This window comes from Bacillaceae bacterium S4-13-56 (assembly GCA_040191315.1).
Classification (GTDB): Bacteria; Bacillota; Bacilli; order Bacillales; family JAWJLM01; genus JAWJLM01.
The window spans coordinates 1-20,970 of the sequence record JAWJLM010000073.1; the positions used below are offsets into that span (position 1 = coordinate 1).

The window sequence follows — 20,970 nt, forward strand, 5'->3', positions numbered from 1 at the left end:
ACAGGTTGTTTTATTTAGTTTTCAAGGTTCAAATGGTATCGCTTCGAATTAGCGACTCAAATAATATACCATGTAAGATTTTTCATGTCAACAACTTTCTGAAGTTGTTTATTTTGTTTATCGCATTCGTTTGAAGCGACATTTATTAATGTAACATAGTAAATTCCCAATTGCAATAGGATTATCACAGGAAATATTCGGTAAATAAGAACTTGCTTGTCCTATATAAAAATGAAGCCTTCTTGCGCACTTAACATTATCATAAAGTGAAACTTCAATCAGTGGCCGTCCCCCAATGATTGTTAGCACCCAAGGGTATGACCTAAAGGCCTTTAAAACAGCCGCCAATTAAAGATTAATTTAATATCATTTAAATAGGCTTCCCCTCGAAACAAGAAAAGCACTTGTTTCTGCGAAGTAGCTTTCCTTCCTGCGATTACTCAGGGCAATAACTTCGAAGATCACTCGATGAAGCTTTTTCGCTGAAGCTAGACAAATTTTATACTTTATCTGAAAAAAAGACTCATCATTATGAGTCTTTTAAGATCTATACTTATAGAAGGAAGATGTGTATGAACACAAGAGACGCTACTCCTGCAACTCCAAGGAAACCAGATATCAACGAAGTAAAGATATTAATAGGAACATGAATTCCAAATGATGCCCCAAATATATTTAAGAAAAACAAGAACAGTGCACCTATAGCTAACTTAACTGCACCATTAGCAATCCATTTGACAGGTTTAAATGATGCACCAGCAAATAAAGTAATAAGCACTAATACGATAATAGTAGATATGATGGCAGTCTGTGACAAAACAAGCCCCCCTTGTCCCTTTTTTTACACTTTATGAAAGGACAAGCCAAAGCATTCCAACTTTTATTAGAAAACCAATTTATTTAAGTCAAAGTATTAACAAAAGTTATTCTCTTACAAATGAATAAAAGATGATTCCGCGGATTGGAATCATCTTTTTGATTTAGAAAATTACGCACCAGGTGAAGTGATTGCGCTAATGACAACTTCACCACGTAACTAAATACGGAGTATGCAAATGAACTAAAATAATGATTGGTACAATTTAAAATTGTTTGTCCCATCTGTTTCTAGCAAAAATAACACTAATTCATATTAATACGTCGTTCTCGCGCTTCTTTTAACAAGTAAAAGTATTTTGATTTGGCAATCGCTTCATCGTATTGACCTTTTTCAGATGGTTCAATACTTTGATCAAGTATTCTTTTAATTGACATCCACTCTTGTTTTTTTGCTTGCATCATGGTCAATAGTTCTTCATTCTCATGTTCTACTTGGACTTTTTTTCTTCCGAACATGGTTTCACCTTCTTATATTTAAAATTCTCGACGACCTTCAAGGGCTTTCGAAAGAGTTACCTCGTCTGCATACTCAAGGTCTCCACCAACTGGTAACCCGTGAGCAATTCGCGTAATACGAATACCCGACGGCTTTACCAAGCGAGAAATATACATGGCCGTTGCTTCTCCTTCAATGTTAGGATTGGTAGCCATGATAAGCTCCTTAATATTTTCATCCTTTAACCTGTGTATTAAAGAAGGGACATTGATATCCTCTGGACCTATTCCATCCATAGGGGATATAGCACCATGTAAAACATGATATTTTCCGTGAAATTCCTTCATTTTTTCCATTGCAATAACGTCTTTGGGATCTTGGACAACACAAATCATTGAGTCATCACGTGTTTCATCAGAGCAGATGGCACATGGGTCCCGATCTGTGATATGCCCACAAACGGTACAATGGGAAAGTTCTCTTTTTGCATTGACGAGAGATTTAGCAAAATCCAACACATCGTCTTCTTTCATATTTAACACAAAAAAAGCCAGGCGAACAGCCGTTTTCGGACCGATTCCTGGCAGCTTTGTAAAGCTGTCAATCAGCTTTGATATAGGTTCTGGATAATACATGTTGTGGCCTCCTAGAACATTCCAGGCATATTCAAGCCTTTCGTAAATTGCCCCATTGTATCATTAGTTTTAGTATCTACTTGAGTTAACACTTCATTCGTAGCAGCAAGGATTAAATCCTGTAACATTTCGACGTCATCTGGATCAACAACTTCTTCTTTAATTTCAATTTCAACAATCTCTTTTTTTCCATTTGCAACAACCTTAACCATTCCTCCACCAGCTGTTGCTTCAAATGTCATAGCATAAAGTTCCTCTTGAGCATCTGTCATTTTCTTTTGCATTTTTTGCATTTGTTTCATCATATTATTCATATTTCCCATTCCACCGCGCATAGCGATTCCTCCTTTTATTCACTTTATCTATCTTTTATTTCTAATAAATCTTCTCCAACCAATTTTCTAGCCTCAACAATAATTGGATCTTCGTGTTGAGGTTCCTCATTGGATGAGGTATCAGACTGTTGATTCTTTAAGAAATCTTCTCTTATTTCTGCCCATTTTTCATCTGGAACAGGTACTATAGACAGTTGTTTACCAACTGCTTTGGCTAACAAGCTTTCTATAGTTGGTTTATTCTCCATAGCAAGTGAGCAATGGATTTCATATCTAAAAGAGATGACCACTGTATCTGAAGAAGCTGCTCTTGGCTTGCTATTTAGTAGGGTTGCATGTGCGGGGGGACTATTTTGCTTTAGATTATCCATGAATGCAGCCCACTGACTTGCCACATGCTTTAATTCCTGTTTGGATGCTTGATGTAAAACTTGACGAATCCTTTCCATAGGTACTTTGAAATGACTTCGTTGTGCTCTTTGGGTTACTCGTTTCGATTCCTGCTCTTGAGTATCAGAGTTAGACATAACCCCTTGTGTTTTAAGATTAGTTAACTCTTGTTCTAATTCATTTAACCTCAGAACTAATTTTTCAATGGCTGGACTATCCACTAATGATTCCTGTTGGTTTTCTTGATTACAAATGTTTAAAACAGAGATTTCAATAAAAACCTTTGAAGAATGTGTCCATTTCATTTCTTGCTGACATCGGTTTAACTCAGTAATGGACTGTTGAATCCAATTTTCATTGACAGTTTGTGCTAATGTTTTAAACTCTTCGTCCGGGATTGCTCGATCTAATATACCTTCTATATTAGGGGCACTTTTAAATAGTAGCAAATCGCGTAAGTAATAAATCATATCAAAAACAAATCTTCCTGGATCTTTCCCAGATTGAATTAATTCATCAACGGTTTGCAGGGCTTGATTTGCATTTTTATGAAAAAGCGAATCAACTAATTGTGTTAATCTCTTCTGTGAAACAGAACCGGTAACGGCAAGAACATCTTCAAGTGTAACCTCTTCCTCACTGTAAGAAATAGCTTGATCTAAAATACTCAAAGCATCCCTCATTCCACCTTCCGCAGCGAGGGCAACAGCATGAAGAGCCTCATCTTGAACATGAATATTTTCATTTTCTATTATGGTCTTCATGCGGCCAACGATTGATTCAGGAGTGATTCTTCTAAAGTCAAAACGTTGACATCGAGAAATGATGGTCAATGGAATTTTATGAGGCTCTGTTGTTGCTAATATAAAAATCACATGCTTAGGCGGTTCTTCTAATGTTTTCAATAGAGCATTAAAAGCACCTATAGAAAGCATGTGGACCTCATCAATGATATATACCTTATATGGAACTGAGCTCGGGGCATATTTCACCTTATCTCGAATGTCACGAATTTGTTCCACACCATTATTAGATGCAGCATCTATTTCAATTACATCAGAGATCGATCCATCTTGAATTCCTCGACAAGAATCACATTCATTACAAGGTTCCTTTACAGGGGCTCTTTCACAGTTTACAGCTTTCGAAAAAATCTTAGCCGCACTTGTTTTTCCCGTTCCTCTTGGTCCTGAAAATAAGTACGCATGGGAAAACTTTTGCTGGTAAAGGGCATTCTTTAATGTTCTTGTGATATGAGTTTGTCCGACTACATCTGAGAAGATTTGTGGGCGCCAGACACGATACAGGGCTTGATAGCTCATTTTCCCATTCTCCTTTTTTCGATTCTATCCCATTATAACTGAATGTCAGACCGAATGTGAACCTCGGCGCATAGAAAAACTCACTAAAAATAAAAGCAGATCCACTCAAAACGAATGAATCTGCTTGTCATTTATTATAATTAAATGCCGTGCACCCTCTGTTGATGTTACAACCCTAAGCGTTACGTAAGCTCGTGGCTCGACCCAGGCAACCCCGCGGCACACGAGAATGACCGCTTACTGCTGCTTCCTTCCGGACCTGACAGGGTTCACGGGTTCCCATTGCGCAGGACCCGAGCGTCAACACCACTTACTTACGGCAGACCTTAAAGCTGTACACCTCGAAAGGGAATTCAGCCCCGCTACAGCGGATTGCGAGTACAGGGCACCGCTACCTCCCCGCTTAGCACGGCAAACCTACTAATAAAGTTAGGCACATCGTAATGTGCAATTCCAAGTATAACGAGTTCTGTCCAAAAAATCAATGGAAGACAGCTGTTAATTTCTGTTATTTGTTTTTTTTACCTTCTTTCTTTCTCTTAGATCTCGAAAAAAATTAGAAAGTAATAAGCTACACTCTTCTTCAAGAATCCCTCCTACTACCTCGGACTGATGATTAAATCTCGGTTCTTGGAGGAGGTTCATTAACGTCCCTGTACAGCCTGCCTTTGGATCACTTGCACCAAATACAACCCTTGGAATTCGCGATTGAACGATAGCTCCGGCACACATTGGACAAGGTTCCAAAGTAACATATAGGGTGCAATCCTCAAGTCTCCAGCTCCCTACTTCTTGATTTCCTTTTTCAATCACAATCATTTCTGCATGGGCTGTTGCTAGTTGATCCTTCTCACGATGATTAAAACCCCTAGCAATGATCTCCCCATTTTTAACAAGAACCGCTCCAATAGGGACTTCCCCCATTTCTCCAGCCTTTTTTGCTTCATTCATAGCTTCTTTCATATAAAAAACATCATCCAAAATAGATCCCTACTTTTTATGAAATTGGGCTTGCCCCCCTAATTATACAGGCATACATCATTACATCTTATCATACGATGAAAAGAGCAAATCATAAAGGAGGTACGTCTGTGCAAATTTACGTTGTACAGCCTGGGGATTCTATTTATCAAATCTCACAAACATTCAATGCCTCTGTTGAAAATATAGTGAGAGCAAATGAATTAGAGAACCCAGAGCAGTTAGTTGTTGGTCAGGCGCTAGTTATTCCAATTACAGGTCGTTTTTATTTTGTTCAACCGGGAGATTCTCTTTACGAAATTGGTCAAAGATTTGGAATATCCTATCAGGAGCTTGCAAGGATTAATAATATATCACCAAATGCTCCTTTAAATGCAGGAATGCGTTTATATATTCCACCTATAGAAAAGGTCAGAAAACAATTTAATGCTTATGCAGAGCCACGGGGTGGTTCCGTTAGTCAATCCTTAGAAACAGCAGCAAGGGATGCAACACCATTACTCACCTATTTAGCCCCTTTTAATTATCGAATTAATCGAGATGGAAGTCTAACTGCCCCACCATTAAATCAGTTTGCGCAGATAGCTGAACAAAATAATACGGCATTGATGCTTGTTGTAACGAACATTGAAGAGGGACAGTTTAGTGCCGAATTAGGCCGAATCATACTTACCGATGAAAATGTTCAAGATAAGTTACTTTCCAATATTATTTCAACCGCAAAATCGGTCGGTTATCGAGATGTGCACTTTGATATGGAATTTTTACCACCTGAGTTAAAGGAAAATTATAATTCTTTTTTGCGCAAAGCAAAAGCTCGCCTGAAAGAAGCAGGTCTTCAAATTTCAACTGCCCTTGCTCCTAAAACAAGTGCAGAACAAGAAGGGGCTTGGTACACAGCACATGACTATGGAGCTCATGGTGAGATTGTAGATTTTGTGGTTTTAATGACGTATGAGTGGGGATATAGTGGGGGACCAGCGATGGCTGTTTCGCCAATCGATCCCGTGAGAGAAGTTGTTGAGTATGCCTTAACAGAAATGCCAGCCGAAAAAATTTTCCTTGGGCAAAATTTATACGGTTATGATTGGACACTACCATACGAACCAGGAGGAGAATATGCAAAGGCTCTAAGTCCACAACAGGCGATAAAACTAGCTTATGATAACAATGTTTCTATTCAATATGATGAAGGCGCGCAAGCTCCATTTTTCAAGTATACGGATAATGCAGGAAAAGAGCATGAGGTATGGTTTGAAGATGCTCGCTCTATTCAAGCAAAATTTGATCTTGTAAAAGAATTAAACTTACGTGGAGTCAGCTATTGGAAGCTTGGTTTGGCCTTCCCGCAGAATTGGTTATTAATTCAGGATCAATTTATCATTGATAAAATCAGATAGAAAATTTACTTCTTGATTTTTCCAAGTATCTACCTTAGAATAAGAAAAAATAAATATTGCATAGCTATGATGAAGAAGAGTAGCTTTTTCTTGTTCTTACAGAGAGCTGATGGTTGGTGAAAATCAGTGGAAGAGATAAAGTGAATGGGCTTCTGAGCTACAGAGCTGAACATGAAAGTAGGTTACTGCGGATTGTCTTACCGATAAAAGAGACCACATATCGAAGCAATAGACTTCCGTATGAAAAGAGCGTTTATTTATATAAACGAATGAAGGTGGCACCACGGGTTTCTCGTCCTTTTTAGGATGAGGAACCCTTTTTATATGCTCAAAAAAGGAGGATTATGATGAAAAAGACTGTATTGACAGGGATCAAGCCAACAGGTCGTATTCATTTAGGAAACTATATTGGCGCGATAAAGCCAGCACTTGATCTAGCAAAGAACCCTGAACATCAGCCTATTTACTTTATTGCTGATTATCACGGTTTAACCAAGATTCACGATCCAAAGGAACTGCGAGAATTATCTTATGGAATTGCAGCTACATGGTTGGCCCTTGGATTAGATCCGAACCAAGCTATTTTTTATAAACAATCAGATATACCTGAAATTTTTGAGCTAACTTGGATTTTATCCTGTTTTTCTCCAAAAGGATTAATGAACCGTGCTCATGCTTATAAAGGAATCGTAGACCAAAATGTGCAGCAAGAGAAAGAAGTGGATGAGGGTGTGAATATAGGGTTATTTACTTATCCAGTTTTAATGGCTGCTGATATTCTTTTGTTTCATACTCAGATTGTCCCTGTGGGGAAGGATCAAGTTCAGCATGTGGAAATTGCTAGAGACCTTGCCGATGCATTTAACAAGAATTATGGGGAAACATTCATTCTTCCTGAATATAAAATTGAGGAAGAAACAGCTGTCTTACCTGGACTAGATGGTAGAAAAATGAGCAAAAGTTACAATAATACCATTCCACTATTTGAGGAGCCAAAACAATTAAGAAAATTAATTAATAAACTTAAAACGGACTCTTCAGCACCTAATGAGCCTAAGGATCCTGATACATCTACAATTTTTTCTTTATATAAAGAATTTGCAAATCATAATCAAATACAAGAAATGAGAAAAAGATATGAAGAAGGAATAGGATGGGGCGAAGCTAAGCAGGAATTATTCGAGGTCATGAATGCTTTTTTACAAAAGCCTAGAGAACGATATAACGAGCTTATGAACAATCCTAAAAAACTAGATTTAATCCTGCAAGAAGGAGCAGAAAAAGCACGCAATTTAGCTAATCCATTTTTACAAGAAATTCGTAATAAAATCGGCATTTCTAGATTCTGAAGGGAAAAAGGAGGATTCCTACCATTAGTAGCCTATCCTCCTTTTTCATAAATAGCTATTTTGCTTTGTACCCAACATTCATTTTCCTCAAAAACCTTTAACATGGCCAGGTGGTCTTCATCTGTACAGCCAACATATTCTTTTGCATGAAAATGCGACTTTAACATGTATAATGCCTGTTCATGAATAGGAGCGGCCCATCCTTTTCCTCGGTATTCCGTAAACAACCCCCAAAAATAGATCCTTCCTTCTTCTTGCGTGCCGGGCTCAATATGCAGAATAACTACTCCAATGGCATCATCACCTTTGAAAATGGCAAAGCAACCTTTAGCGTAATCTTCTCCAAGCTCTAGTTGGAGATTCCTCCATTCTTGTTCAACATTTTGCTTTTGGTACGGGGATTCTTCTATTACGCGATTCCAATATTCTATAAAAGAAGAAACTCCCATTCTTTTTAATCCCTCAAAGGAAAAAGAAAATCTATGAGTCGTAGAGAAAGGCTCCAACTCCCTTTTTACCAAAACCCTTCTTTTAATAAATGAATATTTGTGCTCGATAAGGTCTTCCTTTTTAAAGCTGGAAACCGGTTCAAACAATACGAATCTCTTTTTTGGAAAAGGTTTACTCTCTACCTTATGGATAATTTGTGACCACTCTGTTTGGTTAAGCTCTTCCCTTTCTTCTATCGTTATATAATCTTCCCCTTGTAGCCATGTAACTTTTTTCTCCATTACTTTGTCCCTGCCTATTCATAATAATGAAAAACACTTTTAATAAAGATAATTCATAACGAATGGAGCGAACCTTATGTTTCTGTGGAAAATGCTTATTGCTCTTATTACGTTCTTGGTATCTGTTCTTTTGGTGTCCCTAGTAGGGATGATTTTTGGCGGTAGAATTCTCTATCCGCACATGGATGACTGGGATCATGGTTGTTTCAATCTTTATTCTTCCCCTTAGTTTTATTTGGTGTGTGCCTCTTTCCTATATTTCAGATAAATTCACTACTTCTCCCCAGTCAAAATCTCTATCATTCATCATACAATTCGGAAGTAGTTTAGTACTGATACTGATCTTATTTTTGTCCATAAATCAGGACCCCCAAGACTTTGGTGATGTAATTTTCAATGGGTTGACCATGGGAATTGTTGTTACAACTATTTTGTGCTGGATTTTAGATCAATTCGTGATTGATTAATTCATCGAACGTATAATGATTGATAAGGTTTGGGTATCTGTTCCTGCCCATGCCTTTTTTAACCCTAATTTTTCTATGGTGATTTTACTAACTTCCTTATAGGGTACCTCTATGGTAACATTCCCCTTAAAGGGGGAGGGAGATAGAGCAATCTCATTTTCAGCAATCCAATCAGCCCTTATTTTTTGTTGTGTAAAAGGAAAGGATTGTTTAAAACCATTTGCAAACCAAGGAACATTCTCCTTTACGTTAGAGGTTAAATCTGTCATACAAATGAATAAGGATAAATCATCACAGAATTGTAGAATATCCAAATGTTCCTTTACATATTTACTATCGCAATCTATGGAAAGCATTTGACTAAGCCGAATTCTCCTTATCTTTTCACTTTGAAGGAATCCTTTAATTGCAGGATCATTTGAATCCCGATTGAAAAAAGAAGTGTAGTGTAAGTTGCACAAAATAGCTGCATAAATGGATTCTTCTTCTACTTCATCAATCCCTAATTGATAGTGGCGAATCCTATCCTCCAAGGGATAATTTAAAAACGAATAGGGATTTTGTTCTACTTCATTCCATTTTGGATATCGATCTAATAAAATCCATGCACGGTCATGTTGAAAAATGGCGTACTCTACAAATAAGCGCCATTCCTCCATAGGAAAGAAATCCGCTTCCCAAGCTTTTACAAATTCTCCAGACAATAGAGCATGCTGATGTTGTTCAACCATAATAAAGGATTGTTCTTTTTCTGTTACAATCATCACAATTCCCCCCATTCACATCTTTCTTACTTATTTATATTATGAATGGGCAAGAGAAATCCCTGCAAATAGGACTTCTCTTAAGAAAAAAATCACATATAAAAACCGCAGGCGCCCTTCGAAACAAGAAAATCACTTGTTCTCATGAAGAAGCTCTCAGTAGCTTTCCTTAGTGCGATATTTGGGGCGAATACTAAGATGATGACTCGAATGAAGCTTTTTCGCTAAAGCCTGACAGATTCTACAACTTATAAATAGTTGATACTATAAGAAAAGCGCAAGCGCCCTCGATCATCGACGTAAGGCGGTGAGGCCCACAGGATGTGGGTCACGTAGGCGTTGCCACACGATGTGGCGGTTTTAGCCTACGATCCTCCGAGATAAAGGAAACACGGTTCACGAAGTGAATCGATGTTGACTTATCGATGGAGAGGAGGGAACCGACTCTAGTCGATAGGGCGCTGGAGCTAGACAAATTTTATACTTTCTTATTTTGTTAGAAAACTTGGCATTCGCCAAGCCGTTGTGGCGAATGGCTTAGTTGCACTTATGCAGTTAGGAAAGTTTTATACTTTCCTATCTGTTAAAAAAGTGCTATCATCAAAAAGATAGCACTTTTCCGATTTCCTTAGTCTTCCAACGTAGATACATCTCCAGTTGGTAAATTCAACTCCCATGACTTCAAGAGTCTTCTCATAATTTTACCACTTCGAGTTTTGGGAATTTTATCCTTAATTTCAATTTCTCTTGGAGCAGCATGCGCACTTAATCCATTTCTAACAAATAGACGAATATCTTCTAGTAATTCGTCAGAAGGCTCATACCCATCACGAAGAGTAATAAATGCTTTTATTATTTCACCGCGTTCTGGATCTGGTTTGCCAATAACCCCTGCCTCCCCAACGGCTGGATGCTCAATTAATTTACTTTCTACTTCAAATGGACCTACTCGTTCTCCTGATGTATTAATAACATCATCTAAACGACCTTGGAACCAGAAGTATCCATCTTCATCCATGTACGCGCTATCTCCAGAAACATACCAATCCTTAAGGAAGTAGCTTTCAAATTTTGCTGGGTTCTTCCAAATTGCTCTCATCATGGATGGCCAACCTTTTTTAATGGCTAGATTACCCATCTGATAAGGAGCTAGCTCATTTCCTTCATTATCCACAATGGAAGCCTCAACCCCTGGAATTGGTTTCCCCATAGATCCAGGTCTTATATCCATCACTGGATAATTGCTGATTAGCATAGCTCCTGTCTCTGTCATCCACCATGAATCATGAATTCGTTTGTCAAATGCCTTTATTCCCCATGTAATTACTTCTGGATTTAATGGCTCACCAACACTAAGTACATGACGTAAAGAGGATAAATCAAATTGATCTGCAACTTCCTTACCTGCACTCATAATTTTTCGGAAAGCAGTTGGAGCGGAGTACCAGACAGTAACCTTATTTTTTTCTATAGTTGCATACCAATCTTCAGGAGTAAAACGTCCTCCTCTAATAACATTTGTAACCCCATTTAACCAAGGAGCAAAAATCCCATAACTTGTTCCTGTAACCCAGCCTGGATCAGCAGTACACCAGTAGATATCATCATCTTTTAAATCTAAAGCCCATTTACCAGTTTGATAATGCTGAATCATAGCATTATGAACATGATAAACACCTTTAGGTTTACCAGTGGAACCAGAAGTATAATGCAGAAGCATCCCATCTTCAAGGTCAACCCATTCAATATCAAAATCTTTCGAAGCTTTTTCCATTTCCATTTCAAAATCAATAAAAGTTCCTTCTGGCTTTCCCTCTCCAACTAGAACGACCTGTTTTAAATCAGGAAGCTCTTCTAAAGGAACACGTTCTAATAGATCAGGAGTTGTAATTAACATGGCAGCTTCACTATCTTGCAAACGATCTTTTACAGCTTGTTCCATAAATGCTTCAAACAAAGGTCCAGCAATAGCCCCAACCTTCAAAATTCCTAAAAAGGAAGCATAAAACTCCGGACTTCTTGGCATGAAAAGGAAGACACGGTCTCCTTTATTTATCCCATAGGATTTCAAAACATTTGCAAATTGATTACTCTTTTCTTTTAACTCTAAAAATGTTAATTTTTCTTCACGTCCAGGAGCCGAATAATGAAGAGCTATTTGATTTTGCTTAGATGGATTTTCAGCATGACGATCAATAGCTTCATAAGCAGCGTTTACTTTACCTGTCTTACTCCAAGAAAATACATCTTTCACTTGATCCCACTGAAAATTCTTTCTCTCCTCTTCATAATTTTTAAGATTGTATTCCCCTTGTCTTGCTGGAATTGTTTTGGTTTCCATTCTTTCACCCCATCTAAATTTTTGTTAACGCTTTCACCACAAGCGTCGTTTTTTTTATTTCTATGGTTATTCATAGAATTTTATTAATGTTTTAAATATTTTATTAATTTAATCCCTATTGTATAAGATTCCCTTCCTTTTTTAAAGCAATATACTTCAAAAATTAAAAAAGGGTATGATAACCTTAGGAAAATTATTTGTAGGAGAGATTATATGGATAAAAAGATAGAAGATTATATTCAAGAAGGAATCTATGGAGCCAAAGAAATTAAACCTGATGAACGCAGAGAATATCTTGGTACTATAAGGGAAAGGGTAGTCTTGACCTTATCGAGAGGTCAAGTTATAAAACAAAAAGGGTTGTCAGAGTTGCAAATAGAAATGAAAAATAACCCAAATGCTAAACTACTGTTAAATGGGGAAGTAAGTAATAACTACTTAATGAAGTATATTAAATTAGCCTCTAAACATAAGATTCAACATACTACCATCTTTAATCAAGAGGCCGATTCAAAGTATGGTGCTGTACTAGCAGTAGATTATGCTATAAACAGAGAGAAAATAGAATTAAGTTCAAGTAGTGCCCAAAAAAAGGAAAAAGAAGGATCAAGCTCTTCTTCCTTATCCAATTGGATTTCCTCTCTTTTCCGCTAACATTAGAAAAATTAAAAAAGGATTAAAAAATTTTTATGATTCTTATGATAAAAAGGCTCCTAACCAATTGGTTAGGAGCCTGAATATGTTTCGTTATTATTTTTGAACGTTAGCAGCTTGTGGTCCGCGTTGACCTTGCTCGATTTCAAAAGAAACTGTTTGGCCTTCTTCTAATGTTTTGAAACCGTCGCCTTGAATAGCTGAGAAATGAACGAATACATCGTCTTGTCCTTCTACTTCAATAAAACCGAAACCTTTTTCTGCATTAAACCATTTTACTTTACCTTGTACCATGAAAATTCCTCCTGCGTGGATTTTATCCACATTGTATTCCTATTTTTGCTCTTCATACTCATTCAAGACGAACTAACTAACTCCTAGCTATCTCTTCGTGATTCATAATCGAACAACTATAGCCTAGTAAGTATAGCATGTATCCAAATAAAAGGAAAGAAAAAAATTAACGAGTATCAGAATGATTTTATATTTTTTAAAGGAATGGATATTCTAAGACTTAAAAGGAGGAAAAAATAATGAAGCATATCAAGGCGCTTCTCATTAAATTAGTAATTGTAACAGGGGCCTTATGGTTATCTTTAGGGCTCATTTACGGAGTTGACTTTGGAGAAATCTTCACAATGAGCTTAGTAATTACTGGAATTGCTTATATTGTAGGTGATCTTTTAGTTTTACCTCCATTAGGAAATGGAATAGCAACTTTGTCCGACTTTGGTCTAAGTTTTTTTACGTTATGGTTATTAATTGAATCTTATGGATTAATTGTCCCTGAAATAAGTGCATCACTAATTGGAGCTGGATTTGTAGCTATTGGTGAAATATTCTTCCACCGCTATATGAAAAAGAATATTTTAGAGGATGAGAGATCTGAACGCCGCATTATGAATAGACATGAATTTCAAACAGAATTCGCTGAAGAATTTGATGATGATTTTCTTGATGATAAATAATTAAAAGGAAGGAGGCGTTTCGCCTCCTTTTTATTTTACAGAACTTTGATAAGGACTTCCTAACTCTATAGAGCGTTGTGTTGCTCTCTTAATACAGGAGATAATACCTTCTTGATACTTATATTGTTCTAACGTTTCTAGACCCGCTTGAGTAGTCCCTCCAGGACTAGTTATTTTTTGCCTTAATACTGATGGATGATCCTCAGAAATTTTCAACATTTCAGCAGCTCCAACTAAAGTTTGAATAATTAAATCTTTAGCCACTTCTTGTTTTAATCCCGCCTCCTGAGCCGCTCTTTCCATAGCCTCAACAAAATAATAAATATAAGCCGGACCACTTCCAGATAATCCAGTGATGGTATGCAAGTCGCTTTCTTCAACAACAACTGTAGTGCCAATTGTTTGAAATAAAGACACTGCCTGTTCTACATGGTTTTCATTTGCAAATTTCCCTGGAGAAATGGCTGTTGCGGAAAACCCAATCATTGCCGATGTATTCGGCATGGCTCTTACTACTGCCACATTTTCTCCTAATTCATTGGATAAATAATCAGTTGAAACCCCAGCTAAAACAGAGATAATGAGTTGATCTGCTGTAATATATGGTTTTATATCTTGTATGGCATCAACTACATCTTTTGGCTTCATAGATAGGATAATGACATTCGCATCACGGACTACTTCCTCTTTTTCACTAGAACAATGTACTTGGTAGCTTTTTTCTAATCGTTCTAGTCTTTCTTTATTATCACGATTGGTAATAAATAGTTGAGCGGGGTTCAGGAACTCCTTTGCTAGTATTCCACTAATCATTGCCTCTGCCATTGAACCCGCACCAATAAATGCAACCTTTTGAAACATTCTTCTAGCCTCCTATCTTATTTAAAATACAAAAACCCCATTTTCGTCCTAAACAAAAGGACGGAAATGGGGTTATATCCGCGGTACCACCTTACTTGATATTCAAATTGAATATCCTCTTTCCCGATAACGCTCGGTTGGCGTTCAAGTTTGCTTGACAGCTCCAAGATAGGTTTCAACCACCTTTTGACTGTGGAATCTTTCAGCCGGTGAATTCCACTCTCTTTAGCCCAAGTATGATTTACTGGTCTCTTCATTGCTTATTCATATAAATATGTTGTTTTTAGTATTATGCAGAGAAATTTAAGAAATGTCAAGAATTTTCAAAAATATGATAATATGAGAAGAGAGTGCCCGTTGAAGCACTCTCTTCTCATTTGTTTCATTTTAGAACCAAGCAGCACCTACGATGATTAGAAGGATGAATAGTACGACGATTAAAGCAAAGCCACCGCCGTAGCCACCTCCATAGTAACCTCCACCGTATCCACAGCCTGCTCCATAGCCTGCTCCATAGCCATATCCGAAGCCCATGAATAAAAACCTCCTTTTAAAATTTTGATTCTACTTAAGTTGGAATTTTACCAAGCCCAACCTGAGGCTCCCACAATAATAAGGAGAATAAATAGAACTACAATTAAAGCAAAACCTGCTCCATAACCTGCAGCTCCACTCATCAAGGATCACCTCCAAATCATGTTCAATAATAACCTATGTAAAAGGTAGTCAAAGTGTTTAGGACACTTGCTGAATTTTTTCTTATTTCAGTAAAAAAAGCAGTAGATCATCAAAGATCTACTACTTTTATTAGCGGCCTCGAGAGGAATTGAACCTCCGACCTGCGGTTTAGGAAACCGACTGCACTTATTAGGTCTAGTTAGGTTATATTATAACTTGTTGATATAATAATTTTTTGTAATTTTTGCATTTAGTTATAACAAGTTGTTTTTAGGAAATTTGTACGTTTTGTCCCCAATTTGCCACCAACTTATTTTTACCGACGAATGAGGATTTTAGTGTTAATTTCCGTCTGAGTGGTCAATCATCTTTTACTGCATAGTATGGTTGTACTGCGTAGTAAAAAAGGGGGTTCATAATGTATGAATTTACTGGAACGGATTTAAAAACAAAAGAAGTAAAACAAACATTAATTCAGTTAATAAATCAAATGCAAGGCCAGTGAAAGGTACCTCTTTCTAACCTTCGGTAATGGAGCCAAAAACCATTATGCTCCCATTGAAGAATTTTTAGTTTATCCCGTTTTCGGTTACAAAAGACAAATAAGCAAGGAGAGAAATGATCAAATTCAAAGCATTCCTTTACAATGACTGCTAATCCATCAATGGATTTTCGTAAATCTGATGTTTTCTCTGTAGTTTTCATACAATGAGTATACGAAAAAGAACCCGGCTTGACTAGTCGGATCCTTGATTTTTGATAGATTTATTTTTATAAAATAATTCGAGCTTTCACTTCTGGATGTGCTTGTTTTTGCTCAAGCGGTAATCCATCTAAAAGCCAACGAAGTTGGCGATTACTAATATTCATTGGGGTAGTATCTTTTTCAGAACAAGACTCAATTGAATATTATAAAGAGCGCACCGAAAAGTGAAATGGTCCGGATCTGTTTTTTCACTAGATGAGCCAAATCGGCGTTGCTGGCTTAATCGAAATTGCTCCTCATACCATTATAGTTTAGCCTCTAACGCTTCCTTTTGCCAACTTTCTCTTTTCAATGAAGCCGAGGACACAGCTAATTCAAAGGTTGAAGAACCAACTATTGAAACGATTACATATAAACGCAAGAAGCACCTTGGTCAGCGTGAACAAAAACTTGAAAACCTTCCTACGGAAACGATTGAATATCGTTTGCCTTCTGAGGAACAGGTTTGTTCGTGTTGCGGTGGAGCCTTACATGAAATGAGTACGGAAGTACAAAAAGAAATTGAAGTTATTCCAGCTCAAGTAAAAGTAAAGAAACATGTTCGCTATGTCTATAGCTGTCGTCACTGTGAACGCCAAGAAGTAGAGACACCTATTGCGACAGCTAAAATGCCAGCTTCTGTTTTTCCAGGGAGTTTAGCATCCCCATCGGCAATGGCCTATACAATGACACAAAAATATGTAGAAAGTATGCCATTGTACCGCCAAGAAAAACATTTGGAGCGTTTTGGGATTTCTATCTCTCGTCAAACACTATCCAATTGGATTATCTATGGTTCAAATACCTGGCTTAGTCCCCTCTGTGATCAGATGCATAAACATCTATTAAATCAGGATATTTTGCATGCGGATGAGACAACGCTGCAAGTTCTTTCAGAACCCGGAAGACCAGCTACTTCAAAATCCTATATGTGGCTTTACCGTACTGGACGAATGGGACCATCCATTATCTTGTACGATTATCAACCTACTCGAGCAGCAAAACATCCAAGACGATTTTTGGAAGGTTTCCAAGGATATCTACATGTAGATGGATATGCTGGTTACAATGGGATTCCCGATGTAACCTTAGTCGGTTGTTGGGCTCATGCTCGTCGGAAATTTACGGATGCCTTAACAGCTCTTCCAGAATCCGCTAAAACTACTCATGTGAAAGCAAAGGAAGCCTTGCATTCTGTAACCAGCTTTTCGAAATCGAACGAAAACTTAAAGATGTTAGCCCAAAAGAGCGTTACGAGGAACGTCTTGAATACAGCCAACCAATAAAGGAGGCTTTTTCAGCATGGCTTCGTGAACAGACTCCTAGGGTGTTACCTAAAAGTGCATTAGGTGAAGCTATTAAATATTGCCGTAACCAATGGGATAAGCTAGAGGCATTTTTAAAAGATGGACGTTTGGAGATCGATAACAATAGAGGTGAGCGTTCGATTAAGCCCTTCGTGATTGGGAGGAAAAATTGGATTTTCAGCAATACCTCAAAGGGAGCAAGATCCAGCGCCATCATTTATAGTATAGTGGAAACAGCCAAAGAAAATGGTTTAAATCCATTTAACTATTTAAAATATCTGTTTGAAAAGCTTCCAAACATCGATATAAAAGATAAAGAGAAACTTGATGAACTTCATCCCTGGTCACCTACCATTCCGGAGGAATGTCGCATACCAAATAAAACTAAAGATAGCATAAACGAAACCCCATCTGATTGGAGAGATTAACAGGTGGGGTTTATTTGACGCTTACACTTAGAGAATCCAAATAATATATACATGGAAATAAAGAGTCATTTCAGAGCATTATCTAAAAGTATTTTAGGTGATACAGCTATCTTATATTATAAATTAAACATGAACCAAAACCCCGATTTTTTTGCTGACTTTGTTAACATTAATGAAAATAAAGTAAATTCACAATCTGATGGATACTCGTATAAGAAGATGTTATGTGTATGCTTTGACCTTGCCGTACTGATGACTTATTCTAACGAAAGTTTTATTAAATTTGTATATCACGATGGTGCATACGAATCGATGTCTGATACAAGGGGCGGGGCTCCACCAGCGAATGCTTAGAACCGGATTGTCCGTGTTATCATATTTGAGCAGGTGTGCCTATTGGCTTTATTTATTGCGGTCCTGCGATTGTTCCTCAACACGGACAAAAGTTAAGTCAATGGTGGCGGACTACAGTATCTGCGCTAATTATGGCAGAACATTGCTAATGGGTCTCCCTTCCGCAATTACTGGCTCAAACTGTCCGCAATACTCAACATTTGGTTAAAACGTTATATTTAAAAACGAACAGATCAAGGTTCAGCTATTTTTGTTACGGAACGTATACCTCATTGAATGAGCATTGCCCAGATGAGGTATGTTTTTAAACGGATATCCAAACGGGCTGGTATAGATAAAACAATTCACCCTCATCAATTAAGGCTTAGTTATGCAACTCATTTACTTAATAATGTAGCTCCACTTGATGTGATACAAAGTTTACATGGACATATGAAAAGAGTGAAACTACTCGTATCTATGCTCAGCTCAGTGGAAAGTTGAGACAAGAATTTTATAGAAAATACTTTTAAGTTATATTTTAATCATTATGAAATAAGGTACCTTATAGCCGATTGAACTGTAACCCGGTTTACGGACAAATTCTGCCCACCGACTTCCAATTTTACCTTGAATATGATTCAATAATTAATTGACCATTGTTTTCACTCCTTGTGAGGGATTAGTAAATTGGGAGTTCTATGATAGGTACTTCTATTTTACTATGAAAACAGTGGTCTTCTTATTTATTTGAATCTATTTTCTATACTAGGGACCTCAAATCAAATTAAAATACTATTAATGCAATGAATACTGCTGCAATTGGTAAACATCCAAGAGAAGAGCAGCCAACACATCCATCAAGAAATTCTTTTTGTGTTATTGGTTCTTTATCTTCATTTTCTGCTTTATTTGGTGGTTGTTCTTGTTCATTGTCTTTTAGCAAGACCATTCCTCCTCTTTTATAATATATTTAAATTCTAAATAAGGTAATTCCAGTAGGCTTGTGTAACTTTTATAATAACGTACAGTCTTTTCAATAATAATGTGCTGAAGCATTTTAAAAAATCTTAGATTAAAAAATTAGTAGATGATTAAGTTATATTGAACAATTAAAAATCTCTTACTTCCCAAATGATATTGATGTACTCCTTTAAGTCTGTTACATCATTTCTCGATTGAATTATGCTTAGATCCTCTGGTATCATGCTGTAAGTCTTAGTTTTTCAGGCAGCTTATGAACCAGATTAAATACAACATTCACATGAGGTTTTATGCTAATCAATAGCACTGAGGGAATCCTTTATAATTCAACATCTTTTCCATAGTGGAAGGAGATGATAACCTATAAATCAATAATTGGAATGAGAGTTAACACTTCTTAGATAGTAAAAAAGATTTGCGATAAAATCAAAATTCAGTTTTAAATATATAAAAAATGTGTTTCTTCACATCTTCTTTTTCCTTAGTGTTTACTTCTTTTTTCATTGTCACGTTTCCTGGATTTTTATTTGTTAATAAAATAGTCATAGGTTTATTCATATATTTTTTCTTCATCTCCATTTTGAGTTGATGAGTGTAGCAAACGAGTTTAAATATAACTCCCCTCTTCACCAAAGGTATCTTCATTGACTTTAGCCTCAACTTGTATATTACTACCAATACCAGAAATAATAGTATGAGAATTCACTAATTTATATTTCCCTACTTCTTATGATACAGTTTTTGCTGTAAAAACTTCTATTAATTCTTTTTCTTCTGTATTTTAGTTGACTTTATAATTTTTATTATTATTTGTATCTGAACACCCTAAAATTAGAAATAAAGTTAAGAGGAAGATTATAAATTCAAATTTCAAAATAGAACCTCTATTTACATTTATTTCTATAGTTATCACACATCTATGATTAAATAATCTTTTCATGTTAACCAGAGTACTGCTTGACAACTTATTAACGTTTGAATAATTTATGGTTAAGTAGAAAAAGGTTATCCTAAGGATAACCTTTTGAACTAAAAACCATAATATCCATAACCTTTCACGCTAGAGTATTCATAATTTTCAAAGTTTGCGCCTCCATATGTTAACATAGTACTGGCGTCACTCAAATATTCTGCCGCATAAAAACTTGCCGATAGTCTAGTTCCGTTTGCATACGCTTCAGATGTAAACCTAACCAATTGGGTAAACATGTGGGAATATGATAAATAATTGGATCCCTTTACCCAGCCTGTAGGCCCTTTTAGTATCTTCCCACCATAAGTTCCTATCGTTGTAAAAATGCTAATATTTCCTGCCCAATTAGATACATCATCCGGTAAAGTATTATAATTCATATTTACAATAACTGCCTGTTCATAGTTGTCGATTAGATTTTTAAATCTCTGATAAGATTGTCTATTTAGATCACTAGATAACGAAGCATCGTACCGTAGATAATATCCTTGTGCTGCTCCAAGCGCCTGTACTCTAAATGTATTATCAGAGTATTTATTGTAATAATTATCATAAGCCCCAGAAGAATCCACAGTAGAAGAAATACTCAGTAATGAATCTGGGCTTTTTTGATTATTTAAATCTGCCTCGTAATTATCTGTTCCTTCTTTAAAAGGCTTTGAATTTGGCTGGTTTGTATCATTAACAAACTTTTCAACATTAAATTTCCCTGAAGGTACTTTATCTTTTGTGACCTCTTTAATAACTTCTTTCTCAAGGGTTTTTCCGCTCTTTTTATTCTTATGGTAGGCAGAATAAATTACCCTAGTAGTTTTATAATTATCATTTATATCATACACATCTTCTACAATATACAATACCGTGTGTACAGTACTTTTATTATCGTTTACTTTACTTACCATGTCGCTTATGGTATATCCAATTCTTTCATTCGATCCTTCACTATATGTATATAGTAATCTAAAAGTGGGCCACGATAGTCATTTAAAAGTCCCCCAGTAGTTTATAA

At 36.6% G+C, this 20,970-nt stretch carries 20 protein-coding genes, 1 tRNA gene, 1 other RNA gene, 3 pseudogenes and 2 other annotated features; of the genes and pseudogenes, 7 read left to right on the forward strand and 18 right to left on the reverse strand.

The genetic code is table 11. The features are described from left to right. Nucleotides 1-553 precede the first annotated feature (553 nt). The 7 genes from RZN25_15220 to tadA all read right to left on the reverse strand — a co-directional run bounded on the left by RZN25_15220 (nucleotide 554) and on the right by tadA (nucleotide 4,981). Complete coding sequence (locus RZN25_15220) at nucleotides 554-817, reverse strand: pro-sigmaK processing inhibitor BofA family protein (protein MEQ6378166.1); 264 nt, start codon at nucleotides 815-817, stop codon at nucleotides 554-556. Nucleotides 818-1,122: 305 nt separating this feature from the next. After that, nucleotides 1,123-1,335: a YaaL family protein gene (locus RZN25_15225; protein MEQ6378167.1), complete on the reverse strand. Its 213-nt coding sequence runs from the start codon at nucleotides 1,333-1,335 to the stop codon at nucleotides 1,123-1,125. A gap of 18 nt (nucleotides 1,336-1,353) precedes the next feature. After that, nucleotides 1,354-1,950: a recombination mediator RecR gene (recR, locus tag RZN25_15230; GenBank protein ID MEQ6378168.1), complete on the reverse strand. Its 597-nt coding sequence runs from the start codon at nucleotides 1,948-1,950 to the stop codon at nucleotides 1,354-1,356. An 11-nt stretch (nucleotides 1,951-1,961) separates the two neighbouring features. Then, the gene (locus tag RZN25_15235) at nucleotides 1,962-2,285 is read right to left on the reverse strand and encodes a YbaB/EbfC family nucleoid-associated protein (protein MEQ6378169.1); all 324 of its coding nucleotides are present in this window, start codon (nucleotides 2,283-2,285) and stop codon (nucleotides 1,962-1,964) included. Nucleotides 2,286-2,308: 23 nt separating this feature from the next. Further along, nucleotides 2,309-3,997, reverse strand: coding sequence for a DNA polymerase III subunit gamma/tau (dnaX, locus tag RZN25_15240; GenBank protein ID MEQ6378170.1), 1,689 nt, complete (start codon nucleotides 3,995-3,997; stop codon nucleotides 2,309-2,311). A gap of 147 nt (nucleotides 3,998-4,144) precedes the next feature. Beyond that, nucleotides 4,145-4,409: signal recognition particle sRNA large type (ffs, locus tag RZN25_15245), an RNA gene on the reverse strand. A gap of 86 nt (nucleotides 4,410-4,495) precedes the next feature. Next, a complete protein-coding gene (gene tadA, locus RZN25_15250) occupies nucleotides 4,496-4,981 on the reverse strand; it encodes a tRNA adenosine(34) deaminase TadA (protein MEQ6378171.1) in 486 nt (161 codons plus the stop codon). A 107-nt stretch (nucleotides 4,982-5,088) separates the two neighbouring features. On the opposite strand from tadA, the gene RZN25_15255 reads away from it, so the two are divergent. Continuing rightward, on the forward strand, nucleotides 5,089-6,378 hold the full coding sequence (locus RZN25_15255) for a glycoside hydrolase family 18 protein (protein MEQ6378172.1): 1,290 nt from the start codon (nucleotides 5,089-5,091) through the stop codon (nucleotides 6,376-6,378). 57 nt (nucleotides 6,379-6,435) lie between these two features. Next, nucleotides 6,436-6,681, forward strand: a binding site (T-box leader). A 44-nt stretch (nucleotides 6,682-6,725) separates the two neighbouring features. Next, a complete protein-coding gene (locus RZN25_15260) occupies nucleotides 6,726-7,727 on the forward strand; it encodes a tryptophan--tRNA ligase (protein MEQ6378173.1) in 1,002 nt (333 codons plus the stop codon). Nucleotides 7,728-7,759: 32 nt separating this feature from the next. Here RZN25_15260 and RZN25_15265 read toward each other — a convergent pair whose 3' ends face one another. Further along, a complete protein-coding gene (locus tag RZN25_15265) occupies nucleotides 7,760-8,458 on the reverse strand; it encodes a GNAT family N-acetyltransferase (protein MEQ6378174.1) in 699 nt (232 codons plus the stop codon). Between the two features lie 155 nt (nucleotides 8,459-8,613). Between RZN25_15265 and RZN25_15270 the strand changes: the two genes are divergently transcribed. Further along, nucleotides 8,614-8,925 (forward strand): hypothetical protein, encoded by a 312-nt coding sequence (locus RZN25_15270; GenBank protein ID MEQ6378175.1) that lies wholly within the window; start codon nucleotides 8,614-8,616, stop codon nucleotides 8,923-8,925. Here RZN25_15270 and RZN25_15275 read toward each other — a convergent pair. Continuing rightward, nucleotides 8,922-9,689 (reverse strand): DUF3891 family protein, encoded by a 768-nt coding sequence (locus tag RZN25_15275; GenBank protein MEQ6378176.1) that lies wholly within the window; start codon nucleotides 9,687-9,689, stop codon nucleotides 8,922-8,924. The two genes, RZN25_15270 and RZN25_15275, sit on opposite strands and share 4 nt — an antisense overlap. 628 nt (nucleotides 9,690-10,317) lie before the next feature. Continuing rightward, nucleotides 10,318-12,030 (reverse strand): acetate--CoA ligase, encoded by a 1,713-nt coding sequence (acsA, locus tag RZN25_15280; protein MEQ6378177.1) that lies wholly within the window; start codon nucleotides 12,028-12,030, stop codon nucleotides 10,318-10,320. A gap of 213 nt (nucleotides 12,031-12,243) precedes the next feature. Here acsA and RZN25_15285 point away from each other — a divergent pair, with 213 nt between their 5' ends. Next, the gene (locus RZN25_15285; GenBank protein MEQ6378178.1) at nucleotides 12,244-12,684 is read left to right on the forward strand and encodes a YueI family protein; all 441 of its coding nucleotides are present in this window, start codon (nucleotides 12,244-12,246) and stop codon (nucleotides 12,682-12,684) included. 96 nt (nucleotides 12,685-12,780) lie between these two features. Here RZN25_15285 and RZN25_15290 read toward each other — a convergent pair whose 3' ends face one another. Continuing rightward, nucleotides 12,781-12,978, reverse strand: coding sequence for a cold-shock protein (locus tag RZN25_15290; GenBank protein ID MEQ6378179.1), 198 nt, complete (start codon nucleotides 12,976-12,978; stop codon nucleotides 12,781-12,783). Between the two features lie 239 nt (nucleotides 12,979-13,217). Between RZN25_15290 and RZN25_15295 the strand changes: the two genes are divergently transcribed. Beyond that, nucleotides 13,218-13,652, forward strand: coding sequence for a YndM family protein (locus tag RZN25_15295; protein MEQ6378180.1), 435 nt, complete (start codon nucleotides 13,218-13,220; stop codon nucleotides 13,650-13,652). Between the two features lie 30 nt (nucleotides 13,653-13,682). Here the strand turns inward: RZN25_15295 and proI are convergent, their stop codons facing one another. The 5 genes and pseudogenes from proI to RZN25_15320 form a co-directional block, all read right to left on the reverse strand. Continuing rightward, nucleotides 13,683-14,513: a pyrroline-5-carboxylate reductase ProI gene (proI, locus tag RZN25_15300; protein MEQ6378181.1), complete on the reverse strand. Its 831-nt coding sequence runs from the start codon at nucleotides 14,511-14,513 to the stop codon at nucleotides 13,683-13,685. Between the two features lie 53 nt (nucleotides 14,514-14,566). Continuing rightward, nucleotides 14,567-14,779 (reverse strand) — a binding site (T-box leader). Between the two features lie 121 nt (nucleotides 14,780-14,900). After that, nucleotides 14,901-15,047, reverse strand: a complete 147-nt coding sequence (locus RZN25_15305; GenBank protein ID MEQ6378182.1) for a YjcZ family sporulation protein — start codon at nucleotides 15,045-15,047, stop codon at nucleotides 14,901-14,903. Nucleotides 15,048-15,094: 47 nt separating this feature from the next. After that, a complete protein-coding gene (locus RZN25_15310) occupies nucleotides 15,095-15,190 on the reverse strand; it encodes a YjcZ family sporulation protein (GenBank protein ID MEQ6378183.1) in 96 nt (31 codons plus the stop codon). A gap of 134 nt (nucleotides 15,191-15,324) precedes the next feature. Beyond that, a tRNA-Leu gene (locus RZN25_15315) sits at nucleotides 15,325-15,387 on the reverse strand. A 751-nt stretch (nucleotides 15,388-16,138) separates the two neighbouring features. Further along, a pseudogene (locus tag RZN25_15320) lies at nucleotides 16,139-16,264 on the reverse strand (hypothetical protein). Between RZN25_15320 and RZN25_15325 the strand changes: the two are divergent. Beyond that, nucleotides 16,233-17,671: pseudogene (locus RZN25_15325) on the forward strand (IS66 family transposase). The pseudogenes RZN25_15320 and RZN25_15325 overlap by 32 nt on opposite strands. Before the next feature lie 549 nt (nucleotides 17,672-18,220). Further along, nucleotides 18,221-18,537, forward strand: a pseudogene (locus tag RZN25_15330) (tyrosine-type recombinase/integrase). Between the two features lie 254 nt (nucleotides 18,538-18,791). On the opposite strand, the gene RZN25_15335 reads toward RZN25_15330, so the two are convergent. Then, nucleotides 18,792-18,950 carry a hypothetical protein gene (locus RZN25_15335; protein MEQ6378184.1) on the reverse strand — a complete coding sequence of 53 codons (159 nt, stop codon included), beginning with the start codon at nucleotides 18,948-18,950 and terminating at the stop codon, nucleotides 18,792-18,794. 1,067 nt (nucleotides 18,951-20,017) lie between these two features. After that, the gene (locus tag RZN25_15340) at nucleotides 20,018-20,863 is read right to left on the reverse strand and encodes a hypothetical protein (GenBank protein MEQ6378185.1); all 846 of its coding nucleotides are present in this window, start codon (nucleotides 20,861-20,863) and stop codon (nucleotides 20,018-20,020) included. Nucleotides 20,864-20,970: the final 107 nt, after the last annotated feature.